We start from the raw sequence: 19,018 nt of genomic DNA, 5'->3' as shown, positions 1-19,018 counted from the left end.
ATCTCGATCGGCTCAACCGCGATGAAGGTCAGTGGCATTGAAGAAAGGTTGATGATGCCACCGACGTCGAAGGCGTTTGACCGGACCGCCAAGCGATCACCAGAACTTGCCTCATTGACTGCTGCCTGCAGCGTGCCATAGACTCGGTTTCCGTAATCGAGGTTGAGGACACTGTTGAGATCGAACATATACGCACTGCCGGAAAGAAGGCCGTTGTCGTCATCGCCAGCCGCACCAACCACCAATGTGTTGCCGAAGATTGAAACGCTTCCGCCGAATTGGTCCTCCGCCGCTCCATCAGAGGCGGTGAGCTTTTGCGTCTCTGACCAGACGCCTGATCCATCGCGATCAAAGACATACGCACTGCCGGAAAGAAAGCCGTTGTCGTCATCGTAGGCCGCCGTAATCGCCAATGTGTTGCCGAAGATTGAAACGCTGTTGCCGAAGTAGTCCAATTCCGCTCCATCAGAGGCGGTGAGCTTTTGCACCTCCGACCAGTTCCCTGCTCCATCGCGCTCAAAGACATACACACTGCCGGAAGCACTACCGTTGTCGTCATCGTAGTCTGCCCCGATCACCATTGTGTTGCCTGAGCTTGAAACGCTTCTGCCGAAGTAGTCCTCCGCCGCTGCATCAGAGGCGGTGAGCTTTTGCACCTCTGACCAGTTGCCATTACCATCGCGCTCAAAGACATACGCACTGCCCGAAAGCGAGCCGTTGTCGATGTTGGTATCGTAGTAGGCACCAACCACCACTGTATTGCCTACGATTGAAACGGCGTAGCCGAAGCGGTCGCCTTCCGCTCCATCAGAGGCGGTGCGCTTTTGCACCTCTGACCAGTTGCCAGCTCCATCGCGCTCGTAGACATACGCACTGCCGGAGTCGGCGCCGTTATCGTCGTCGCGGTCAGCGCCGATCACGGCATAGTTACCGGAGATCGAAACGCTGTTGCCGAAGTAGTCGAACTCCGCTCCATCAGAGGCGGTGAGCTTTTGCACCTCTGACCAGTTGCCAGCTCCATCACGCTCGAAGATGTACGCACTGCCGGAGTTCATGCCATTGTCGTCATCACCGTACGCACCGATCACGGCATAGTCACCTGAGACCGAAACGGCGTAGCCGAAGGAGTCGGCAAGCGCCCCATCAGAGGCGGTTCGTTTCGACTCAGGAAAGAAGTCGGCCATCGTCTGACCAAACACACCACTGCTGATGGCCAGCAACGTCAATACACTCAGAACAAGTTTCATCTCTCTTCTCTCCCTCTTTTTACTGACATCAAAACCCCGGCAAAGACACCTGCCCGTCGGTGGTTTACCGCCTTGGTAACTCAGTGATATCGCAACTCCCTTGAAGGCTCTGCGCAGCCCAAACCGCCATCTGTTTTAGATGGGCCTAGATATATCTGGGCCTACGTTCAAACCTAGAACCTCCCCTACAACCCTCTCAGCAATGCGATCGCTGAGGCCACTTTTGCGCCGCCTCTTCTTCATTGGCCCATGGTACTCGGTGGAGCAATGGCCCCGATAGGAAAAAGCAAACCAAATGCACACCTCACGGCACGCTACGGAGAGCCAGACCGGCCTAATACATGAAAAAAGGGGTTTGGGTTGCTTGGGCTCAAACGAACCCAGCGACGAAGGGGTTCGCCTTCAGCCTTTTGAATCTGCCAAGCATGTGGCTGCGTTTACGCGCAGCTATTACCGTAATTGACCAGCAGTATTGAAAAGTTTTGCACAGCCCCAGTTGTCAAGAACCTGGTTTTACCAGATTGAAAGCGATGATTCTAAATCGGCTGAGTGCTAGAAAAACAAGGTTCCGAGGTATCGCCACTACGAAGGTTGAACACGCCATGACATGCCAAGCGAAACAACCTCCTTGGCTCTGTACTCTTAAACTTTCAACCCAAGCATCCAGCTTTCCATCAAGAAGCGTATTGGTTTTCTTGATCATACGAAGGTATTTTCGCGCCAAGAACCATTCCACGGATCGCGGTATCGCTCGGGACGAGATCGCGGCGTTCTTACTTTTGTTTATCTCACGATCGCTTTCGAATACGCCGGCGTCTATTTCTGCGTCCGCGCCAATGTATAAGCAGATTCGCTTGAGCACCGACACCTTATCAGCATCAATTTCATCCTTCGTAATGACCAGCAAACGCTCCGGGCCAAATACCTTCGACCATTTTGTAATGATCTCATGGTAGGACTCTCCGTATTTATGTTTCCAATAGAGTTGAAAGAAAAGAAACAGCCTCCACTCTGAGAGGTTGTTGAGATTCTTGCGGCGCCCTAAAGAACGGTGGGCTCCAGACCATGCTCGGTTGATCGGATGCCTCAGCAGCAGAATGAGTTGGAGTTTGGGATAAAGTCGCTTAATACATCTAATTTGGGATCCAGAGAGCCTCGAATAAGCAACGCTGAATTCCATTCGAATCGATGCTGGTGGTTCACCGGTCGCGGGAATAAAGTTGTCCAGGTATTGCGCGTAGCTTACACCACGCAAAAAGGAATGAGAAAAGTAGTTGAGCTCCTTCCACGTTGGAACGAAGACATCCGGATGATTGCCGAGGCACTCCCACAACCAGGTACTCCCAGAACGACCCATACCGACCAGCATCACTGTTGGCCCACCGTTGTGTTTGGTTGTGTTTCTCACTGGAAGGCTCAGCTATTCAGCACGCGAAATCATTGCAACTCGAATAAGTCTCAGTGAATAATATCGCTATCGAGCAAAAAGACCGGTTAGCCTTCTGCCTTTTGAATCTGCCAGTACTCAAGCTCAATTGGTGCCTGGCGTCCAAAGATGGTAACCAAGACTCGAACGAGACCCTTATCAGGCATGACTTCATCAACCGTACCTTCGTAGTTCTCGAAGGGGCCTTCCTTGATGGTCACGTTATCGCCGCGCTCAAACTCAAGTTTGACGATCGGCGTTTCTTCCGGCTGACGTGAGTCAAAGAGCATCTTCTCAACTTCATGAGCTGCCATTGGCGTTGGACGCCCAGCCGTACCAACAAAGTCGCCTACACCAGTGGTTTCTTTGATCAGGAAGAAAACATCCTGAGGAATACGGCCGTCTTTTTCGAGGTGCATCTCAACAAAGACGTAGCCGGGATAAAGCTTTGTCTCGGTCACACGGTGCTTGCCACCTTTGAGGGTTTTGGTTTTTTCCGTTGGCACCATGATGCGCCCAACCAAATGCTCAAGTTGCTCGATCTGGACTTTTCTTACCAACGTCTCGCGAACATAGCTTTCCTTATTGGAAGCAACGCGAAGGACGAACCAGTCCATGCCTTCGCGATACATGGGCAGATCAACAGCTGGATCAAAAGCCTCGTCTTCCACAGTACCCTCAGCAGCAGACTTTTTTTCATCTGTTGGAGATGCAGATGACTCGCCAGACGATGTTGAAGCAACTTCGCTCTCAGGTTGTTTGCCGGCGTTGTCATCAGCGACTACTTCAGCTGTCTCTGCAGCATTGGTCACTTCTGAAGCCGAATCTATCTTCTCTTGCGCGTCTTGCATGAACATCTCCTGCCGTTGTGGTGTGTATCACCTAACAACGGCGACGGGCTTAAGAACCCTCGTGAAGCACATCAACCCAACTAAAGAACCTCGCGAAACCGAGGTCCAAAACCCAACACGCCAGTGCGACAAACAACGTCAGCAGGATGACTGCCTTGGTTGAAGTCCATAGCTCCCGCTTCGAAGACCAGTTGACTTTCTTCATCTCGCCTTCGGTAGCAATCATGAAATCAACAACAATCGGCTTACGACCAAATAAATAGTATCCCAAGAGCCCAAATAAAAGCCCAACAAGGATGACTGCAGCTGCTTGCACAAAGATCTGTTGTTCTACACCAGGGATTGTCAGAAGATCAGCCAGATCCCATACCCAGACGAGACCCATCAGCATGAGCAAACCATATCCGATGGCGGACATCATCCTTACCCAATAACCTTGGCCACTTTTGTATATACCGGATACTGCCATTTTATCTGTCCGCTGTGTCTATTCTCTGTCAACCCGAATCCAACTGAGACTCAAAAACACGCCGGGAGTGACTCGAACACTCAACCTGCGGATTTGGAATCCGCTGCTCTGCCAATTGAGCTACCGGCGTCTATCAGATCACCCGCGCCGTGTGGGCCTCCGGCTTACTTACGCTTAATTTTGTGCAACGTATGCTTACGCAAACGAGGGCAATACTTTTTCATACCCGCCTTGACCTTCTCATTAATACCGCCCTTAACTCGAATACTGGTGCGGTAGTTTAAATCACTGCACTCGGTGCACTGCAACCAAACAAACTCACGATCTGTTGATTTTTTGGCCATGGCTGGTCTCTCCAACCTCCCCGTCAAACGCGTTCGGCAGATGCCTTATCACATGGTTGGCGGGTGAGATACCTCTCACCCGCCCCATGATTCAATGCTATTCAAGAACCTTTGTCACCACACCAGATCCAACCGTGCGGCCACCTTCACGAACTGCGAAACGAAGGCCTTCTTCCATTGCAATAGGTTTGCCTTCAAGGTCGATGTTCATTTGGATGTTATCGCCAGGCATGCACATCTCAGCACCGCCAAGCAGATCAAGCTTACCCGTCACATCAGTTGTTCGGAAGTAGAACTGTGGCTTATAGCCAGAGAAGAATGGCGTATGACGACCACCCTCTTCTTTGGTCAACACATAAACTTCAGCTTCGAACTTGGTGTGTGGGTGAATGGAACCAGGCTTGCAAAGTACCTGGCCTCGTTCCACATCATCCTTTTCAATACCACGTAGCAAGGTGCCAACATTGTCACCTGCTGTTGCATCTTCAAGAATCTTGTTGAACATTTCGACGCCAGTCACTGTTGTTTTACGAGGTGCTTCACTGAGACCAACGATCTCAACTTCATCGCCAACGACAACTTTGCCGCGATCGATACGTCCAGTCACAACCGTGCCACGACCCTTAATAGAGAAGACGTCTTCAATTGACATCAGGAAGGGTTTGTCTGTTTCACGCTCAGGTTCTGGCACATAGCTATCAAGCGCTTCCATCAGCTCATCAATCGGCTTGCAGACCGCATCATCCGCGCCTTCTGTCTCAAGCGCTTTGAGTGCTGAACCACGAATGATTGGAATGTCATCGCCAGGGAAGTCGTAGCTTGAAAGCAGCTCACGAATTTCCATCTCGACGAGTTCCAAAAGCTCTTCGTCGTCGACCATGTCAACCTTATTCATGAACACAACCATGGCAGGCACGCCAACCTGGCGAGCCAGCAGGATATGCTCACGCGTCTGAGGCATCGGGCCGTCTGAAGCCGCAACCACAAGAATAGCGCCGTCCATTTGGGCAGCACCCGTGATCATGTTCTTGACATAGTCAGCGTGACCGGGGCAGTCGACGTGCGCGTAGTGACGCGTATCTGACTCATACTCCTGGTGACTCGTTGCGATTGTAATACCGCGAGCCTTTTCCTCTGGAGCGTTGTCAATCTGGTCAAACGCACGAGCTGCACCGAGGCCCTTGCTCGCTTGCCGCATGGTGATTGCCGCAGTCAACGTCGTCTTGCCATGGTCAATGTGACCAATCGTACCAACGTTCACGTGAGGCTTATTTCGAACAAATGTCTCCTTGGCCATCTCGAATATCTCCAACCTAAGACAAGGTGTTGAGCATTGAGTACCCAGTGCCGGACCAACCGGAGGCTGTCATACTCAATTGCACTCGACTACCTAATGTCTCTGCTGTTCCCTTTTTGTGGAACCTGTTACCCAACATCTACTTGGCTGGGTTAGGCCCAATCATCTGTTTGACAGCAACGGCTACGTACCGCCACTGATAAAGTTCTCAAGCCACCGACGGGACTTGAACCCGTGACCTCACCCTTACCAAGGGTGTGCTCTACCACTGAGCTACGGTGGCAGGCCGGGGAGTCCCAAACTTACGACCTACGCCAAACAACATGGCAGCATGTCAGAGGTATGGGCCGAGCCCGCAACCGGGAAGAATAAACCGCCCCGAAGTGGGACGGTCTAAGGGGTGAAGTGTACCTATTTCAAGCCTTGAGGCAACCTCTGAAGAGGCCCTCCTCATAGGCTTTATCAGGATTGTGCCCCCAGCACCATCAGCAGCCTGCGGATCGAGGCACTTTATGCCGCTATTTTCCGGCTTTGGCACTCGGAAAGGGCCTAATGGTCGTGATCTTCGTCTTCACAAATTGGACTATGTTTATCTGTCAGGCCTGTTACGCGGATACGTTTTCCATCCATATCCCCGGTTTCAAGGCCCTCAAGCGTGCTCCATCGACCAACACTCTCCATATGTCCATCCAAGAAGAGCATCAGGCATTGGTCGCCATATCGAAAATCCACTTGCCCCGGTGATTGATCATTAACAGCACCGGCACTAGCACCTGTGCCACCACCAACACTTGAGGCTTGACCAAAATCGTATGCATCTCTGAAGGAGTCCCAATACGCCTCATCATCAGTGGGGCGACTTGGCGGTTCTTCTTCTGACAGTGGTATTGCCCATGGATGAGCTCCAACCTCTGGACCAATGGTCTCTCCCGCCATTGAATCAACTAAGTACATTGAAATACTTGGCTGCTTGATCTGTCCGTAAGAATAGTTTTCGCCAATGCGCTGATTGAAGTGATCATTCGCCGCAAAGAAACCTGCAAGCCCTTGCTCCGAAGCGCCGTTGCCATAAGGCGTGGGACTGTCGCTTCCGACCGGGCGTGGAAAATTAAATGAGTTTCGCACGGCTGATCGCAATGGACTCGCGTCATAGTTCTGATTTGAATCGTAAACAGCACCATCTGGTGCTTTATAACGGTAATACGTTCGAGCCCGAAATGGCTCAGGATCATCAGGATCTGCATTCGGATCAACAATCCCGCCTGCAGACATCACCTTGCTATATAAGTCGTTTTCTGCCCAAAGGATGTCTGCCCAAGTGCCTTTGTTGACCGTATCTCCAAGTGCTGGATTACTACAAACCTCTCCAGGATTGTCAGCATCGGAATAGTCAAATTGGCTCGGCAAAATGGAGTCACGGTTATCGTTGCCGTACAAGGTCATCCAAGTAGAGATCTGCTTCATCCGGCTCATCGACTCAGCCCGTGCTGAGACTTTCCATGCCCCAGTAACAGCAGGCACAGTAATGGCGATGAGGATCCCAATGATTGCAATCACGGTCAGAAGCTCAATGATGGTAAACCCACGGAGCTGTTTGGTACGGATCATCAAAAATGTACTCCCAAGAGTGAATCGAAAAAAGTAGCTCGATAGATGGAGCTGGTGGCTCCAAACAACCCAAACACTTCTACCCAGAGAGCGGAGGCTTTGGCCGCCGCCACTGGAACCTATAAAAGAATACCCCTCTTAGCCGTAGAATCCAGCCCGATACAGCAGAAGTGCCTTGTTCGGTGGCCACTATGCCCATGAGCCCCACTTATGGCAAAAACAGGCGGCTTCTTCATTGAATGCCCTCGAATTAGGTGCCCTGTAGTGGCTTTGGAACTCTCACCAAGGCTGCAATGATTAGTGCCAGACTAAAACAAATAACGCCCATCCAAAATCCAGCAATGTAGCCCAGGCTGATATGAATCATCCAACCCATCGCAAATGCGCCGCCCGCCTGACCGATGTTGTATCCAACTGTCATACGCCCCCACCAAGAAGCCTGAGCCTTTGTGCCCGCAAGCTGCAAAGTGCGATGTGAATTGACGGCACCTAATCCCATTTGTGAAAGCCCAAGTACACCACCTGAGATCACAACCAACAAAACGTTATCTGTCATCACGACTGTGAGCACAGCGAGCAGACCGAGCAAGATCGCTAACATTTCAGACAACCAGCGGCCCAATAATTTAGAACCAATACCACCAAATACTGGTCCACCAAACATGACACCAAAGCCATAAACAGCAAAGACCATGGTGCTGAAAGACAGTGGCTGATCCAGCTCTTTATGAACATAAGCAGATAAGTAGATTGAGTGCGGAACGCATCCGGCGGCAGCCAAGGAGTAGGCCACCAGTAGGGTCCAGAGTCGCAGGCCATAAATATGTTGACCCGCCGCATCACTCTTATGACTCGGTGACAACTGTCGCTTTGTCAAACCCGGCCACGCAATGACGATGCAACCTGCCACCAGGGCTGCTGTAAACATCCATCCACCCGATGGGCCCTCTGAGACAAAGAGTGGTAACAGGAGACTCAACAGCACCACCCCAAAACCACCACCGGCAAAGATCAAACCAATAAGAACGCCTCGTAGCTTCGGTGATGCTCCTGCGGTCACAATGACCGGCGCTAAGATCATCCCACCCGCTGCTGTCAGCCCCGCTAAGAAGCGGCAAAATGCCAGCCACCAGAATTCTGCATTCCATGCTGTTCCAAATTCTGGCTTCCAAGCGGCACAAAGAACACTCACCAAACCTATCAATAGCGCAATACGGCATACATTTCCTGCACCAAAACGTTTTGCAAACATGGCGCAGCAGATGGCGCCGATGAGGTTCCCAATAAAATTAATGGTGCCGAGATAGCCCGCTTGGCTCGCGCTGATCCACTCGTGTTCTAACATCGATGGGATCAGTGGGGAGTATGCGTAACGAACCAAGCCGATTGCAGCAAAGAACACCGCCATGCAGGCGATGGTGCGATACCAAGTTCGATCAGCGAGTGCCATCTGCGATCACTTCTCTGGTGATGTCTGAGATACCGCCAAACGACTCCCACTGATTGCTGACAGAAGTCTTGACGACCTACGCAAGGTTCATCGTCATCAAGAACTCAGCGTTGCTCTTGGTCTTAAGCAGTCGCGTTCTCAACAACTCCATGGCCTCGACCACACTCATATCCGAAACGACCTTACGCAATCGGACAACAAGGTCCAACTCCTTGGGATCAAGAAGCAACTCTTCGCGTCGCGTGCCTGATGCAGAAATGTCGATCGCTGGCCAAATGCGCTTCTCAACAAGTTTTCGTGTCAAGTGCAATTCGGAGTTACCAGTACCCTTGAACTCTTCGAAGATGACTTCGTCAGCTTTTGAACCGGTGTCAACCAATGCTGTGGCAATAATTGTCAAAGACCCGCCGTTCTCGATGTTCCGGGCAGCGCCAAAGAACTTCTTAGGCTTAATGAGCGCTTGTGTATCAACACCGCCGGTACCAATCTTGCCCGTGTTCGGCATCGCGTTGTTATAACCACGCGCCAGTCGGGTAATAGAGTCGAGCAAGATAATGACATCACCACCGCACTCAACAATGCGCCTGGCTTTATCGGAAACCATCTCGGCAACTTGAATATGTCGTGAGGCTTCTTCATCAAACGTTGAGGCAACCACTTCGACAGAATCAGGCGTATTGCGTTTAAAGTCAGTTACTTCTTCTGGACGCTCATCAATAAGTAAGACAATAACCTTCGCTTCAGAGTGATTTCGAGCAATCGCATTGGTAATGCGCTGGAGAATAACTGTCTTACCAGTACGTGGCGGCGCAACGATGAGTGCACGCTGCCCAAAACCAAGAGGCGTCACGAGATCAATAACTCGTGTTTCAATTTCTTCAGTATCTGTTTCAAGATGAATTCGCTGATTCGGATGAAGCGGCGTGAGATTTTCAAAGGCGCCGAGATTATGCAGCTTCTTTGGATCTTGACCATTAATCGTTTCAAGACGCAGTAGTGCAAAGTAAGTCTCTGCTTCTTTTGGCGGGCGGATGAGCCCCTTGATGACCTGACCCTTGCGTAGACCAAAACGCCGCACTTGTGAGGGGCTGACATACACATCATCGGGCGACGGCATGTACGAGTACTCAGGACTTCTTAAAAATCCATACCCATCAGGCATAATCTCAAGCGTGCCTTCGCCAACCATTAAGCCCTGTTTTTGGGCGCGAGCTTTGAGAATCTCGAACACAAGTTTCTGCTTGGAAAGCGTAGCAACATCATCGAGCCCTGCCTTCTTCGCCTGCTTCGCCAATTCGCTCATGTTCATCTGCTGAAGTGCCGGCAGATCAAGAGCGTCTTTTTTGATGGTGTCGTACTTACCGTTGGTCTTTTTATCAAGAGCAGCGGCTTCTGCCTCAAGCGCTTCATCACTCGGAACATCACCCGGCTGTAGGGTGACTGTTCCAAAGCTTGGAACATATTTATGTGAGCTCTTATTGCGACGACGACGTGGTTTCTTAGTTGCCATATGTTCTTTCCGGTCCGGGGAAAGGTGGATCACCCGAGTGGGTAATAATAATTGTTTTTCTAAAAGACGTCCTCACACAATTGCGAATATACGTCGACGGTGTTTCATGTGATGAAAAGTAGCTGCATCCCGCGAAAGCAACTTTTTTACTTCTCTGGTTTGTTTCAAAGAAGTTTGAATAAGAAATCAGCCAAGTTCTTTAACCAAATGTATTTGGCAGCATTTGATAAAACAATTAGATCTGCACGCTTGGCTTCGAATAGAACGCCCACAAAGAAGTGGGAAAGGAGTCAAGAGTTGGATCCGGGTAGGCGGTGCCTGGCAGTGCCTGGCTCGCTGCTCATATCCTAGCATCTCAAATCAAAAAAAGTGAACTGACATAAAAACAGTCGCTGTTTGACGTTAATGACTTGCCTCATTCGACTCAAAACCGCCGGTCAGCTTTTCTAGAAAACGCTTTATTTCGACCTCTAGGGCCGCCAGATCACTGTTATTAGAGATCACGATATCTGCCCGTGCTCGCTTTTGATCCACTGGAATCTGGGCTTTGCTGCGTTTATCAAATTCCTCTTCAGACCAACCTCGCGTAACGGCAATGCGCTGGCGGCAGTGTGCCGGCGCTGAGTCAACATAAAGAACGACATCACATTCCTCATCAAGCCCAACTTCCATGAGAAGCGGCGCATCAATCACCAATGCCGGTGTCTCAGGAGGCACGTGCGAAAACACGGCCTCTCGGCGCTGACTCACGAGTGGGTGCAAGAGCTGCTCAAGTCGGATTCGCTCCTTAGGATCTGCAAAAACAATGCGAGCAACGACCGAGCGATCCAACGAGCCATTTTCATCAAGAATAATACCGCCCCACCAACGGACAAGCGTGTCAATGATGCCTGGCTGATTAAGTAAATCACGAACCGCGGCATCAGCATCAGCAACCACACATCCTGCTTGCTGCAGCATACTTGCAACAACACTCTTTCCCGCACCAATTGAGCCAGTCAAACCAATAACGGGTGGCGATGCGAATGTTGAATCTAAAGCCATTACTGAATAATCCGTGACCAGGTTGTTCCTTCAGCACCGTCGTGGATAGCCACGCCAAGCTCGATGAGTTCATCTCGAATTCGATCTGCTGCGGCCCAGTCTTTACTCGCTCTTGCTTGATTGCGATCCAGAATCTTCTGCTCAATCATCGTGGCATCAAGCTCAGCGATATCTGACTGTGGCTCATGTTCTAATTCCAGAATGCCTAAAACAAGATCCATACGTCGAAGTGCTTCAAGCTCTTCGAGGTAAGTTCCATGAGCATCACCATCTGTTGGTGGTGGTGGCTCATCCACTTTATAAACGGAGACGGCCTCATTCAGTGCGCCAATGGCGCCAGCAACATTGAGATCTGATTCCAGCGATGCTGCAAAGGATGGCAATGCGGCCACGAATGGCCCGACTTCAACAGCGCGTGGGTGATCGGCATACTTCATAAGCCACTCGTGCAAACGCGCCCAGCGACTTACTTGCCGTTGTGCGTCACGAAGTGTTTGCATGGTGAAGTTTGCATTCACGCGGTAGTGCGTTGCAATAATGGCCAAACGCAGCGCCGCTGGCGTACCACCTCGTGCATACAGATCACGCGGTGTATAGAACGTGCCCGCACTCTTACTCATTTTTGCGCCCTCTGTCATGAGATGGCGCGTATGAAACCAGAAACGAGCGAATAGTTCGTTTCCAGAGAGCGCACATGATTGGGCAATCTCACACTCATGGTGTGGGAATATATTGTCTTCACCACCCGAATGGATATCGATGACGCCAGAAGCTCGATCACCGAGTAATTCAAGAGCCATCACACTGCACTCAAGGTGCCATCCAGGATAACCTTCACCCCACGGGCTGGGCCACTTCATCACATGGTTCGCATCAGGCTTCCACAACATAAAGTCTGCGGGATGACGTTTGATTTTTTGCGTGGCACTATCAACGCGCCCCCCTTCGCCACTACGAAGTTGGTCAATCGTGTTTCCTGAAAGGCGCCCATAGCCTGCAAACTTCTCGACATCGAAATAGACAACACCATCTTCTGCAAGGTATGCGGAATTTTCATCGATGAGCCGCTGCACAAAGTGAACCATCGCCTCTATGTACTGCGTCGGCCGGGGCATGCGTTCTGGATACTGCTCGATGTCTTCAACAATTCTTAAGCCAAGCTGTCGAGAATCGTCAATGAATGTTTGTGCATAGAACTCTGCGACCGCATATGGGTCATCTGGATCAACACGCACTCCATCTGGAAGTTTGCCTTCCTTCTTGGCCTCTTTAAGTCGCTTTGCTGCGACCTGCATCTTGTCTTCACCCCCACCGTCCGCCGTTGCATCATCAGTCATGTGCCCAACATCAGTCAGATTCATGACCTGGATAACCTCGTGACCCATGAACTCTAGAGTACGGCGAAGGACATCTGCATTAAGAAATGCTCGAAAGTTGCCAATGTGGGCGTAGTCATAAACGGTCGGACCACAAGTGTAAAACGTGACCGTCTGATGAAGCTGATCCAAGGGCTGGAACTGCTCTTGTTGCTTAGTGAGGGTGTTATAAAGTCGAAGCGTCACGTACGTCACGGTACGCCGCCACCGCAAAGACGGCAAGGACCGGTATGATACCCACGCTCCATCAGCCCATTGCTGAGGCTCGTTCGATAGCCAAGATCTCGTTGTTTCCCCCCAAGTCAGGATCAGCAAACATCCCCACTCTCTTATGAATGATCCCACAGATTTCACCCGTCTACTCAACCAACATGTCCTCGTGACTGGTGGTGCGGGATTTATTGGCTCACATCTCTTATCAGCCCTGCAACAAATAGGCGCTCATGTCACAGTCATTGACGACCTATCGACAGGGTCAAAGGACAACGTCCCAGAAGGCATGCCATTTATTCATGGCTCGATTCTCGATCAGAAACTCGTCAAGACTGCCATACATAAATGCCGCTACCTCATTCATCTTGCAGCATTCGTGTCGGTACCTGCCAGCCATGAAACCCCAGAAGTCTGTCGCCAGATCAATGTCGATGGCACCAAGTTACTCTTAGAGGCTGCTGATGAGGCTGGTGTCCAACGTGTCGTTTTCAATAGTTCTTGCGCCGTGTATGGGTCGACGCATGACCATGCTTTATATGAATCGAGTGAGACAGCCCCAGGTTCGCCGTATGCAGAAAGCAAATTGTTAGGCGAAGAGTTAGTGGCAAAGTTCAAGGCCGATCAGCATGGAGGCATTTCACTGCGTCTTTTTAACGTCTTCGGACCGCGACAAGATCCCAACGGCCCCTATGCCGCCGCCATCCCCCAGTTTCTTGATGCGCTACGTAACGGAAACCAGCCGGTTATTTTTGGTGATGGCTTACAAACCCGTGACTTTGTGTACGTTGAAGACGTCGTGCGGGCAACAGCATCTGCACTTCTGGCCGATCAGAAATCACCGGCCGTTTACAATGTGGGCAGTGGACAGGAACATACGATTCTAGAGGTGCTTATTGGCTTGGCTGCCGCTCTTGATATGCCTGTTCATCCTCGATTTGAAAGCCCAAGGCAAGGCGATATCCGTCGCTCCTGGGCATCAATTGAATTGGCTCAGAAGTTCCTAGACTTCAATCCCGAAATCTCCCTCGAAGAGGGGCTCAAGCGTCTCACCAAAGCGTAGTGGTTTTTGAATGGATCGATACAAGTCCATTAACCAGCGATATTGACGCGCGACTGTGATGCCTGCCCATCGAGTGTCTCTACAATTGTTTGGTTGGCCTCAGCCAATGAGCCTTTTGCCATTGCCAGCTTCCAGGTCTCACATTCGTACGTAAGTAATTCAATGACCTCATCGGCAATAGCAACATCACGTCCACTGCTCGCTTCAATTAAGCGCTGATAGATGAAGAGATAGAGTGACTTCATCTTGGCACACAACTCGGGTGCCTCATCATGCTTTAGTGATGACACTAATTCCATAACGATGTCACGCGCTCGCGAGAAACTCTCATAGATTCCTTCATAGTCCTTGGCCACAATCGCCTCACGGCCTTGCGCCGTAAAACGCACAGATCCCTCCAACAGCATCAGCCGCAGCTCCGCTGGATTGGCGGTCAACACCTTGGTCTTCAAATACGCGTTGTGGGTTTCTGTACTCACTGCCTGCTCCATCGGCTTGGTCGGCCAACAAACTACATTGCGCCTTGGACAAGTCCGATATTATTCTGCAGGCTTAGCAGTGAATTGCTCTGCGATTGCATTGATGCGAGTATTGATTCCATCGCTGCAAACTCTCGTTGTAACCGCTCTCGCTTTGCTGCCAGCCGAGCTTCGTAACCCTCGATGCGACTTTCAGTCAATTCAATTTGGTTATCACGAGCATCAGCCGCACGGGCAATGGTGCCAGTAGCGCTTTCAGTCAGCCCTTCAAGCATCGCCTCGATGATGGGACCCAAGCCACGAGCAAGAATCGTGCTATTGGAACCACCGACGGTCACACCCGGCGCCACTTCCTCAGGCTCAAGCTCAACATCTTCAAGGAGTTCAAATAGATTGGAGACTGCTATGCGATCTTGTTCATAGGCTGAAAGAAACTTCTCTTGATCGAACTCTAGCTGACCACCCGAACCAAAGGTAATTCCTACCTGTTGGAGGTAAGTGAATTGCGTATCAAGTCCTTCTGCACGACTCCGAACGACGGCATTAAGCGACTCCCGCACCCTGGCTGCAGTTGCATCACCTAAGAGAATACCCTTTTGTTTCGATTCAACATCGTAGAATTCGTAGTCTTCAAGGCGCGCGATCGCCTCATTGAATGACGTGACAAAGGCCTCTACTGCTGCCGTAATCGATGTGGTATCTCGTGTGACACTGATGGTCACGGGATCAGTGGAACTTGCTTGAAGATCAAGCGTCAAGCCCTCAATAAGTTGATCAAACGTATTGGTTGAGCTGGTCACAAGAAAACCAGATTCACCCTCAGCAGCCGCAAACTCCAAACGTGCGTCCTGGGCTCGCGTCAACATGCCAAGGTTCAGATCCGTGCCCTGAGTGTCAACAATCAAATTACCTGCTCTACCACTGATGGACGACGCAAAAGAGATTCTAAAGGGCGATACAGTCGATCCGACATTCAGAACAGTCGCTGATACTGGAATGTTGGCATCGTTGACTTTGGCAGCGATTTCATTGAGCGTATCACTTGTATTCACTTCGATCACACGCTCATAAGATCCATCGATATATGAATTTTCAATCGTCGGCGATGCACCCTGTATGTTTAGATCTTGAGCCGTTGAACCAGTGACGGACTCCACCGTGATTGGAACAAATGAGCCAGTGTTCTGTGCTGGTTCGCCCAAAAACAACCCATCACCGTTCACGTTGACACCCACCTTAATGGAGAGCCCCTTTGATCGAATCAGCTGGACCAGATCATCCACGGTCTTAAGCGAACTATCCACGGTGACATCAGCACTAACGCCTACACCATCAATAATGCGAAACGTACCCGACCCAATACCTCGACCGTAGTTCAAGTCCTCTAGTTTGGTCGCAGCCCCTATGTACTTGAGCTGTAGGTTTTCACCATCAATTTTGTCGCTTGCCACCGAATTGGAAATACCCAACGAAACAGCGAGTAAGCCGGTAATCTCAAGCACGGCTGATTGGTCCATGGTCCCTGTCTTATCGATCACAGTGAGACCATTATCAGACTCTGCAATTTGAACTTCGGCCTGAACACCAGCATCCGATAGTTGTTGATTGATTCGTTTGACCATCTCGCTAATGGTCTCGACATCACCAAGCCCCGAGATCGTTGTTGAGTGACCGGCTCGATCTTTGACCGTCATGTCGCCCGTGTAATCGAGTAACCCCCCACCACTGAGATTCCGCAGAAGAACACCATTGACATCCCCAAGCAAGCGCTGGCCAGAGATGCTTGAGGCGGCAACACCCTCTCCTACCGTGAGAATCCCAAGGCTCTGCGCCGCATTCGCATTACTAGCGGTGCTCAGTACTTTCAGATTTCCAACCCCACCTGTCCCATCGATCAATTCCATCCGAAGCCCATCGGATGCGATATTGGCTGTGATCGCTCCATTATTCGCGACACCATTTGAATCAACTGCATTATTGATTGCCTGAAGTATTGATTCGAGGGTGTTTCCACCAGAGTCTGGTGGGTTGTAATCCAAAACGGAACCCATCAATGAATCGCTTCCGACACCATCCACCGAGAGCAGCCCAAGCGCCTCTGCGGTCTCATTTCCGAATTCTCCAGCGCCCACCACCTTCAGAACACCGGCCCCACCGGAGTTGTCCGTGAGGGTGAGGCGTTCCCCATTGATAATTGATAAGGAAATGGTGCCCCCGGTCTCAGTAAAGACATGATCCTGGAGCTCCCCGACCGTACTCACATTACTGAGATCGATGTTAAAGACAGTCCCATTGCGGGCCTGTATCTGTAGATCAGCTGTCAGTGGATCCGTGTCAACAGGTACACCTTCTCCATCGTTCAAAAGTGAGAGTGAGGAAGCAGCATCGATGCTCAGACCACTCAAATCGATATTAAAGACACGTCCATCCCGAGCCGTCACTTGGATGTCTGCGACACGATCCTTAATGAGAACGCCAAGGCCATCATTGAGCGTCTGTGTGGCAGAACCCTGATCGAGGTAGTAAATCGAATCACCAATGAGCGAGGTACCATCGAGGGTCCCTGCGGCAAGACCGAGATCTACAGCGATATCTGATCCGCCCAGGCCTGACACTTGCAGCGTACCCGAACCGCCACTCTGATCCGTTAATACCAAGTGATCTCCGTCGACCGTCGCAACTACTTGAACGTCCAGCGACTCATTAAACGCTCGCGTCACATCCCCGAGTGTCACCGCTGAAGTCAGATCGATGGTGGCTTGACCACCTGCTGCGTCCGTGATCAAGATACTGCCGCGCTGGACCCCAAGACCACCATTGAGTTCATTGAGTTCACGTTCCGGGCCCAACTGCCCCTGACCGAACTCAAAGCTCAAGTGCGAAAGACCAAGAGCGGTAGACTCTGCATCTTCAAAGCCCTTACTCATTCGTTGGCTATAGCTTGCAAGTCCTTTCGGGATAAAGGAATACGTTCCAGGCACGGCGCCGTTTGAGGCACTCGCAAAAATAGATTCTGGATTCGATGATGCACCCAACACCGACGTAAATAAATTGCCACTTGTGAGTGTTGAAACACTGTTGAGCACACTTAGTAAACGCGCATTGACATCAAGCAGCGCTGACTTCTCTGCCTGTAAGACTGACATTCTTTCTTGCAGTCGATACAAACCTGTCGACTGCAGCGCAATTAAATTATTGATCAACGATGCAGTATCAATACCGCTAATCAAACCAACGCCTGTTGATATTGATCCCATGGGATATCAGTCTCCTACTGTTGGTCGATGCACCAAAAGCATTGCGTGGTTTTCTCTTGCGCCTTACGGAATATCGAACCGCGCGCACCTTGACCATGCATATCTCTTGAACACTATGCAATTACTGGTCCAAGCATCTCAACGCCAACCAATGCCATATCAGGAGATCGACTGCTTAAAAATGCGCTCAATCCGCGCATCAATGAGCGGATGGTCACTCCCGATCAGATCATCTCTGCGCAGTGACAACCCATCCCCGGCAAGGGGCCTCAAGATAATGCGTAAGTCCTTGCTAATAATGGGCTTACGTATTTTACATATCTGTGTTGAAATGCAATTTGCTCAGGATCCCATCAAACTGCTCAAGGTCAAAGAAGCTGATAATAAGCTGGCCACTGCCCTTCTTTGAACCACTGCGGATATCCACGCGCGTGCCCAAGTGTTCTGCAAGTCGCCGCTCGAGATCATCAAGATGAGCAGGTCGCTGCGGTGTGATACTCGGATGAACTGCAGTGCCTTCACGAGGCGTGGGTTTCCTACTGGCAATTTGTCTTTCAAGCTCACGGACCGACCAATTGTGCTGAGCCGCAGACCGGCTCATTTCCTCTCGACGATCCTCATTTGACTCGGTGAGAAGCACCTTGGCATGCCCAAGAGAAAGCTCACCACTTCGCACTGCTGCTTGGCTAAAGGGATCCAATTCAAGGAGTCTTAAATGATTGGTCACGCTTGAGCGGTCAATGCCCACAAGATCTGCAACAGCCTTATGCGTCAACCCGAAACGATCCGAAAGACGATCGAATGCCTGAGCCCGATCCATTGGGTTCAGATCCTCTCGATGCATATTCTCAATGAGCGCTAATTCAGCACTTGTTTGATCATCCGCTTCTCGAATGACGGCAGGGACTCGGGATGCCCCAGCGAGTTGGGCCGCTCGCCAGCGTCTTTCTCCAGCAATAAGCTCATAACCGCCTGCATTATCCGACTTCCGGCGCACCACAATTGGTTGCATCAGGCCCGCTGATTTGATGGAATCGGCCAATTTAGACAAGGAGAGCTCATCAAAGTCCTGTCTGGGCTGATGTGGGTTGGCTTCAATGGTCTCAACCGCGAGCATGGTGAGGCCGCCCTCTTCTGAGATTTGCTCCGACCTTTGGTCCTGCGTTGCATTTACTGCGGTATCAAAACCATCAACAGAGCTTGCTGATGCAATAGTCACATTTGAGCTTGGCCGGACCTCAACAGGCGCTGTCGAACCAATCAAGCTGCCAAGGCCCCGCCCAAGGCGCCTCTTTGGTGGTTTGATCTTTGGGGTTGTCTTATGTGCATCCATGCGTTTTATCCTTCTATCCGTAGTTCGATCGGCCATTTTTGGTGGCATACGGTG

The 19,018-nt window shown here is 50.8% G+C and carries 15 protein-coding genes and 2 tRNA genes; 1 reads left to right on the top strand and 16 read right to left on the bottom strand.

Annotation, left to right across the window (positions count from 1 at the left end; translation table 11 throughout):
- The 13 genes from P8J86_02370 to cysS form a co-directional block, all read right to left on the bottom strand.
- On the bottom strand, window positions 1-1,247 hold a 1,247-nt coding region (locus P8J86_02370; GenBank protein ID MDG2053531.1), incomplete at its 3' end, for an FG-GAP repeat protein.
- A gap of 499 nt (window positions 1,248-1,746) precedes the next feature.
- On the bottom strand, window positions 1,747-2,655 hold the full coding sequence (locus P8J86_02365) for a sulfotransferase (protein ID MDG2053530.1): 909 nt from the start codon (window positions 2,653-2,655) through the stop codon (window positions 1,747-1,749).
- Between the two features lie 86 nt (window positions 2,656-2,741).
- Window positions 2,742-3,524, bottom strand: a complete 783-nt coding sequence (gene nusG / locus P8J86_02360) for a transcription termination/antitermination protein NusG (protein MDG2053529.1) — start codon at window positions 3,522-3,524, stop codon at window positions 2,742-2,744.
- A gap of 49 nt (window positions 3,525-3,573) precedes the next feature.
- A complete protein-coding gene (gene secE, locus P8J86_02355) occupies window positions 3,574-3,945 on the bottom strand; it encodes a preprotein translocase subunit SecE (GenBank protein ID MDG2053528.1) in 372 nt (123 codons plus the stop codon).
- A gap of 105 nt (window positions 3,946-4,050) precedes the next feature.
- A tRNA-Trp gene (locus P8J86_02350) sits at window positions 4,051-4,123 on the bottom strand.
- 34 nt (window positions 4,124-4,157) lie between these two features.
- A complete protein-coding gene (gene rpmG, locus P8J86_02345; protein MDG2053527.1) occupies window positions 4,158-4,337 on the bottom strand; it encodes a 50S ribosomal protein L33 in 180 nt (59 codons plus the stop codon).
- Window positions 4,338-4,434: 97 nt separating this feature from the next.
- Window positions 4,435-5,634 carry an elongation factor Tu gene (tuf, locus tag P8J86_02340; GenBank protein ID MDG2053526.1) on the bottom strand — a complete coding sequence of 400 codons (1,200 nt, stop codon included), beginning with the start codon at window positions 5,632-5,634 and terminating at the stop codon, window positions 4,435-4,437.
- Window positions 5,635-5,845: 211 nt separating this feature from the next.
- Window positions 5,846-5,917: transfer RNA gene (locus P8J86_02335), tRNA-Thr, on the bottom strand.
- Between the two features lie 266 nt (window positions 5,918-6,183).
- Window positions 6,184-7,242 carry a prepilin-type N-terminal cleavage/methylation domain-containing protein gene (locus tag P8J86_02330; GenBank protein ID MDG2053525.1) on the bottom strand — a complete coding sequence of 353 codons (1,059 nt, stop codon included), beginning with the start codon at window positions 7,240-7,242 and terminating at the stop codon, window positions 6,184-6,186.
- Between the two features lie 250 nt (window positions 7,243-7,492).
- Window positions 7,493-8,692 carry a YbfB/YjiJ family MFS transporter gene (locus P8J86_02325; protein ID MDG2053524.1) on the bottom strand — a complete coding sequence of 400 codons (1,200 nt, stop codon included), beginning with the start codon at window positions 8,690-8,692 and terminating at the stop codon, window positions 7,493-7,495.
- A gap of 76 nt (window positions 8,693-8,768) precedes the next feature.
- Window positions 8,769-10,001, bottom strand: coding sequence for a transcription termination factor Rho (gene rho, locus P8J86_02320; protein MDG2053523.1), 1,233 nt, complete (start codon window positions 9,999-10,001; stop codon window positions 8,769-8,771).
- Window positions 10,002-10,604: 603 nt separating this feature from the next.
- On the bottom strand, window positions 10,605-11,246 hold the full coding sequence (gene coaE / locus P8J86_02315; GenBank protein ID MDG2053522.1) for a dephospho-CoA kinase: 642 nt from the start codon (window positions 11,244-11,246) through the stop codon (window positions 10,605-10,607).
- Window positions 11,246-12,817 (bottom strand): cysteine--tRNA ligase, encoded by a 1,572-nt coding sequence (cysS, locus tag P8J86_02310; protein MDG2053521.1) that lies wholly within the window; start codon window positions 12,815-12,817, stop codon window positions 11,246-11,248. The genes coaE and cysS overlap by 1 nt, the downstream gene beginning before the upstream one ends.
- Window positions 12,818-12,953: 136 nt before the next feature.
- Here cysS and P8J86_02305 point away from each other — a divergent pair, with 136 nt between their 5' ends.
- Complete coding sequence (locus P8J86_02305; GenBank protein MDG2053520.1) at window positions 12,954-13,895, top strand: NAD-dependent epimerase/dehydratase family protein; 942 nt, start codon at window positions 12,954-12,956, stop codon at window positions 13,893-13,895.
- A gap of 29 nt (window positions 13,896-13,924) precedes the next feature.
- Here P8J86_02305 and fliS read toward each other — a convergent pair whose 3' ends face one another.
- The 3 genes from fliS to P8J86_02290 all read right to left on the bottom strand — a co-directional run bounded on the left by fliS (window position 13,925) and on the right by P8J86_02290 (window position 18,964).
- On the bottom strand, window positions 13,925-14,374 hold the full coding sequence (fliS, locus tag P8J86_02300) for a flagellar export chaperone FliS (GenBank protein ID MDG2053519.1): 450 nt from the start codon (window positions 14,372-14,374) through the stop codon (window positions 13,925-13,927).
- A gap of 32 nt (window positions 14,375-14,406) precedes the next feature.
- Window positions 14,407-17,631, bottom strand: coding sequence for a flagellar filament capping protein FliD (fliD, locus tag P8J86_02295; protein ID MDG2053518.1), 3,225 nt, complete (start codon window positions 17,629-17,631; stop codon window positions 14,407-14,409).
- A gap of 313 nt (window positions 17,632-17,944) precedes the next feature.
- The gene (locus P8J86_02290; protein ID MDG2053517.1) at window positions 17,945-18,964 is read right to left on the bottom strand and encodes a ParB/RepB/Spo0J family partition protein; all 1,020 of its coding nucleotides are present in this window, start codon (window positions 18,962-18,964) and stop codon (window positions 17,945-17,947) included.
- Window positions 18,965-19,018 lie beyond the last annotated feature (54 nt).

The sequence above is a fragment of the Phycisphaerales bacterium genome (assembly GCA_029268515.1).
Lineage (GTDB): Bacteria > Planctomycetota > Phycisphaerae > Phycisphaerales > SM1A02 > JAQWNP01.
Note: the sequence above shows the minus strand (reverse complement) of the source record. Positions and strands in the feature narration are given on the sequence as shown.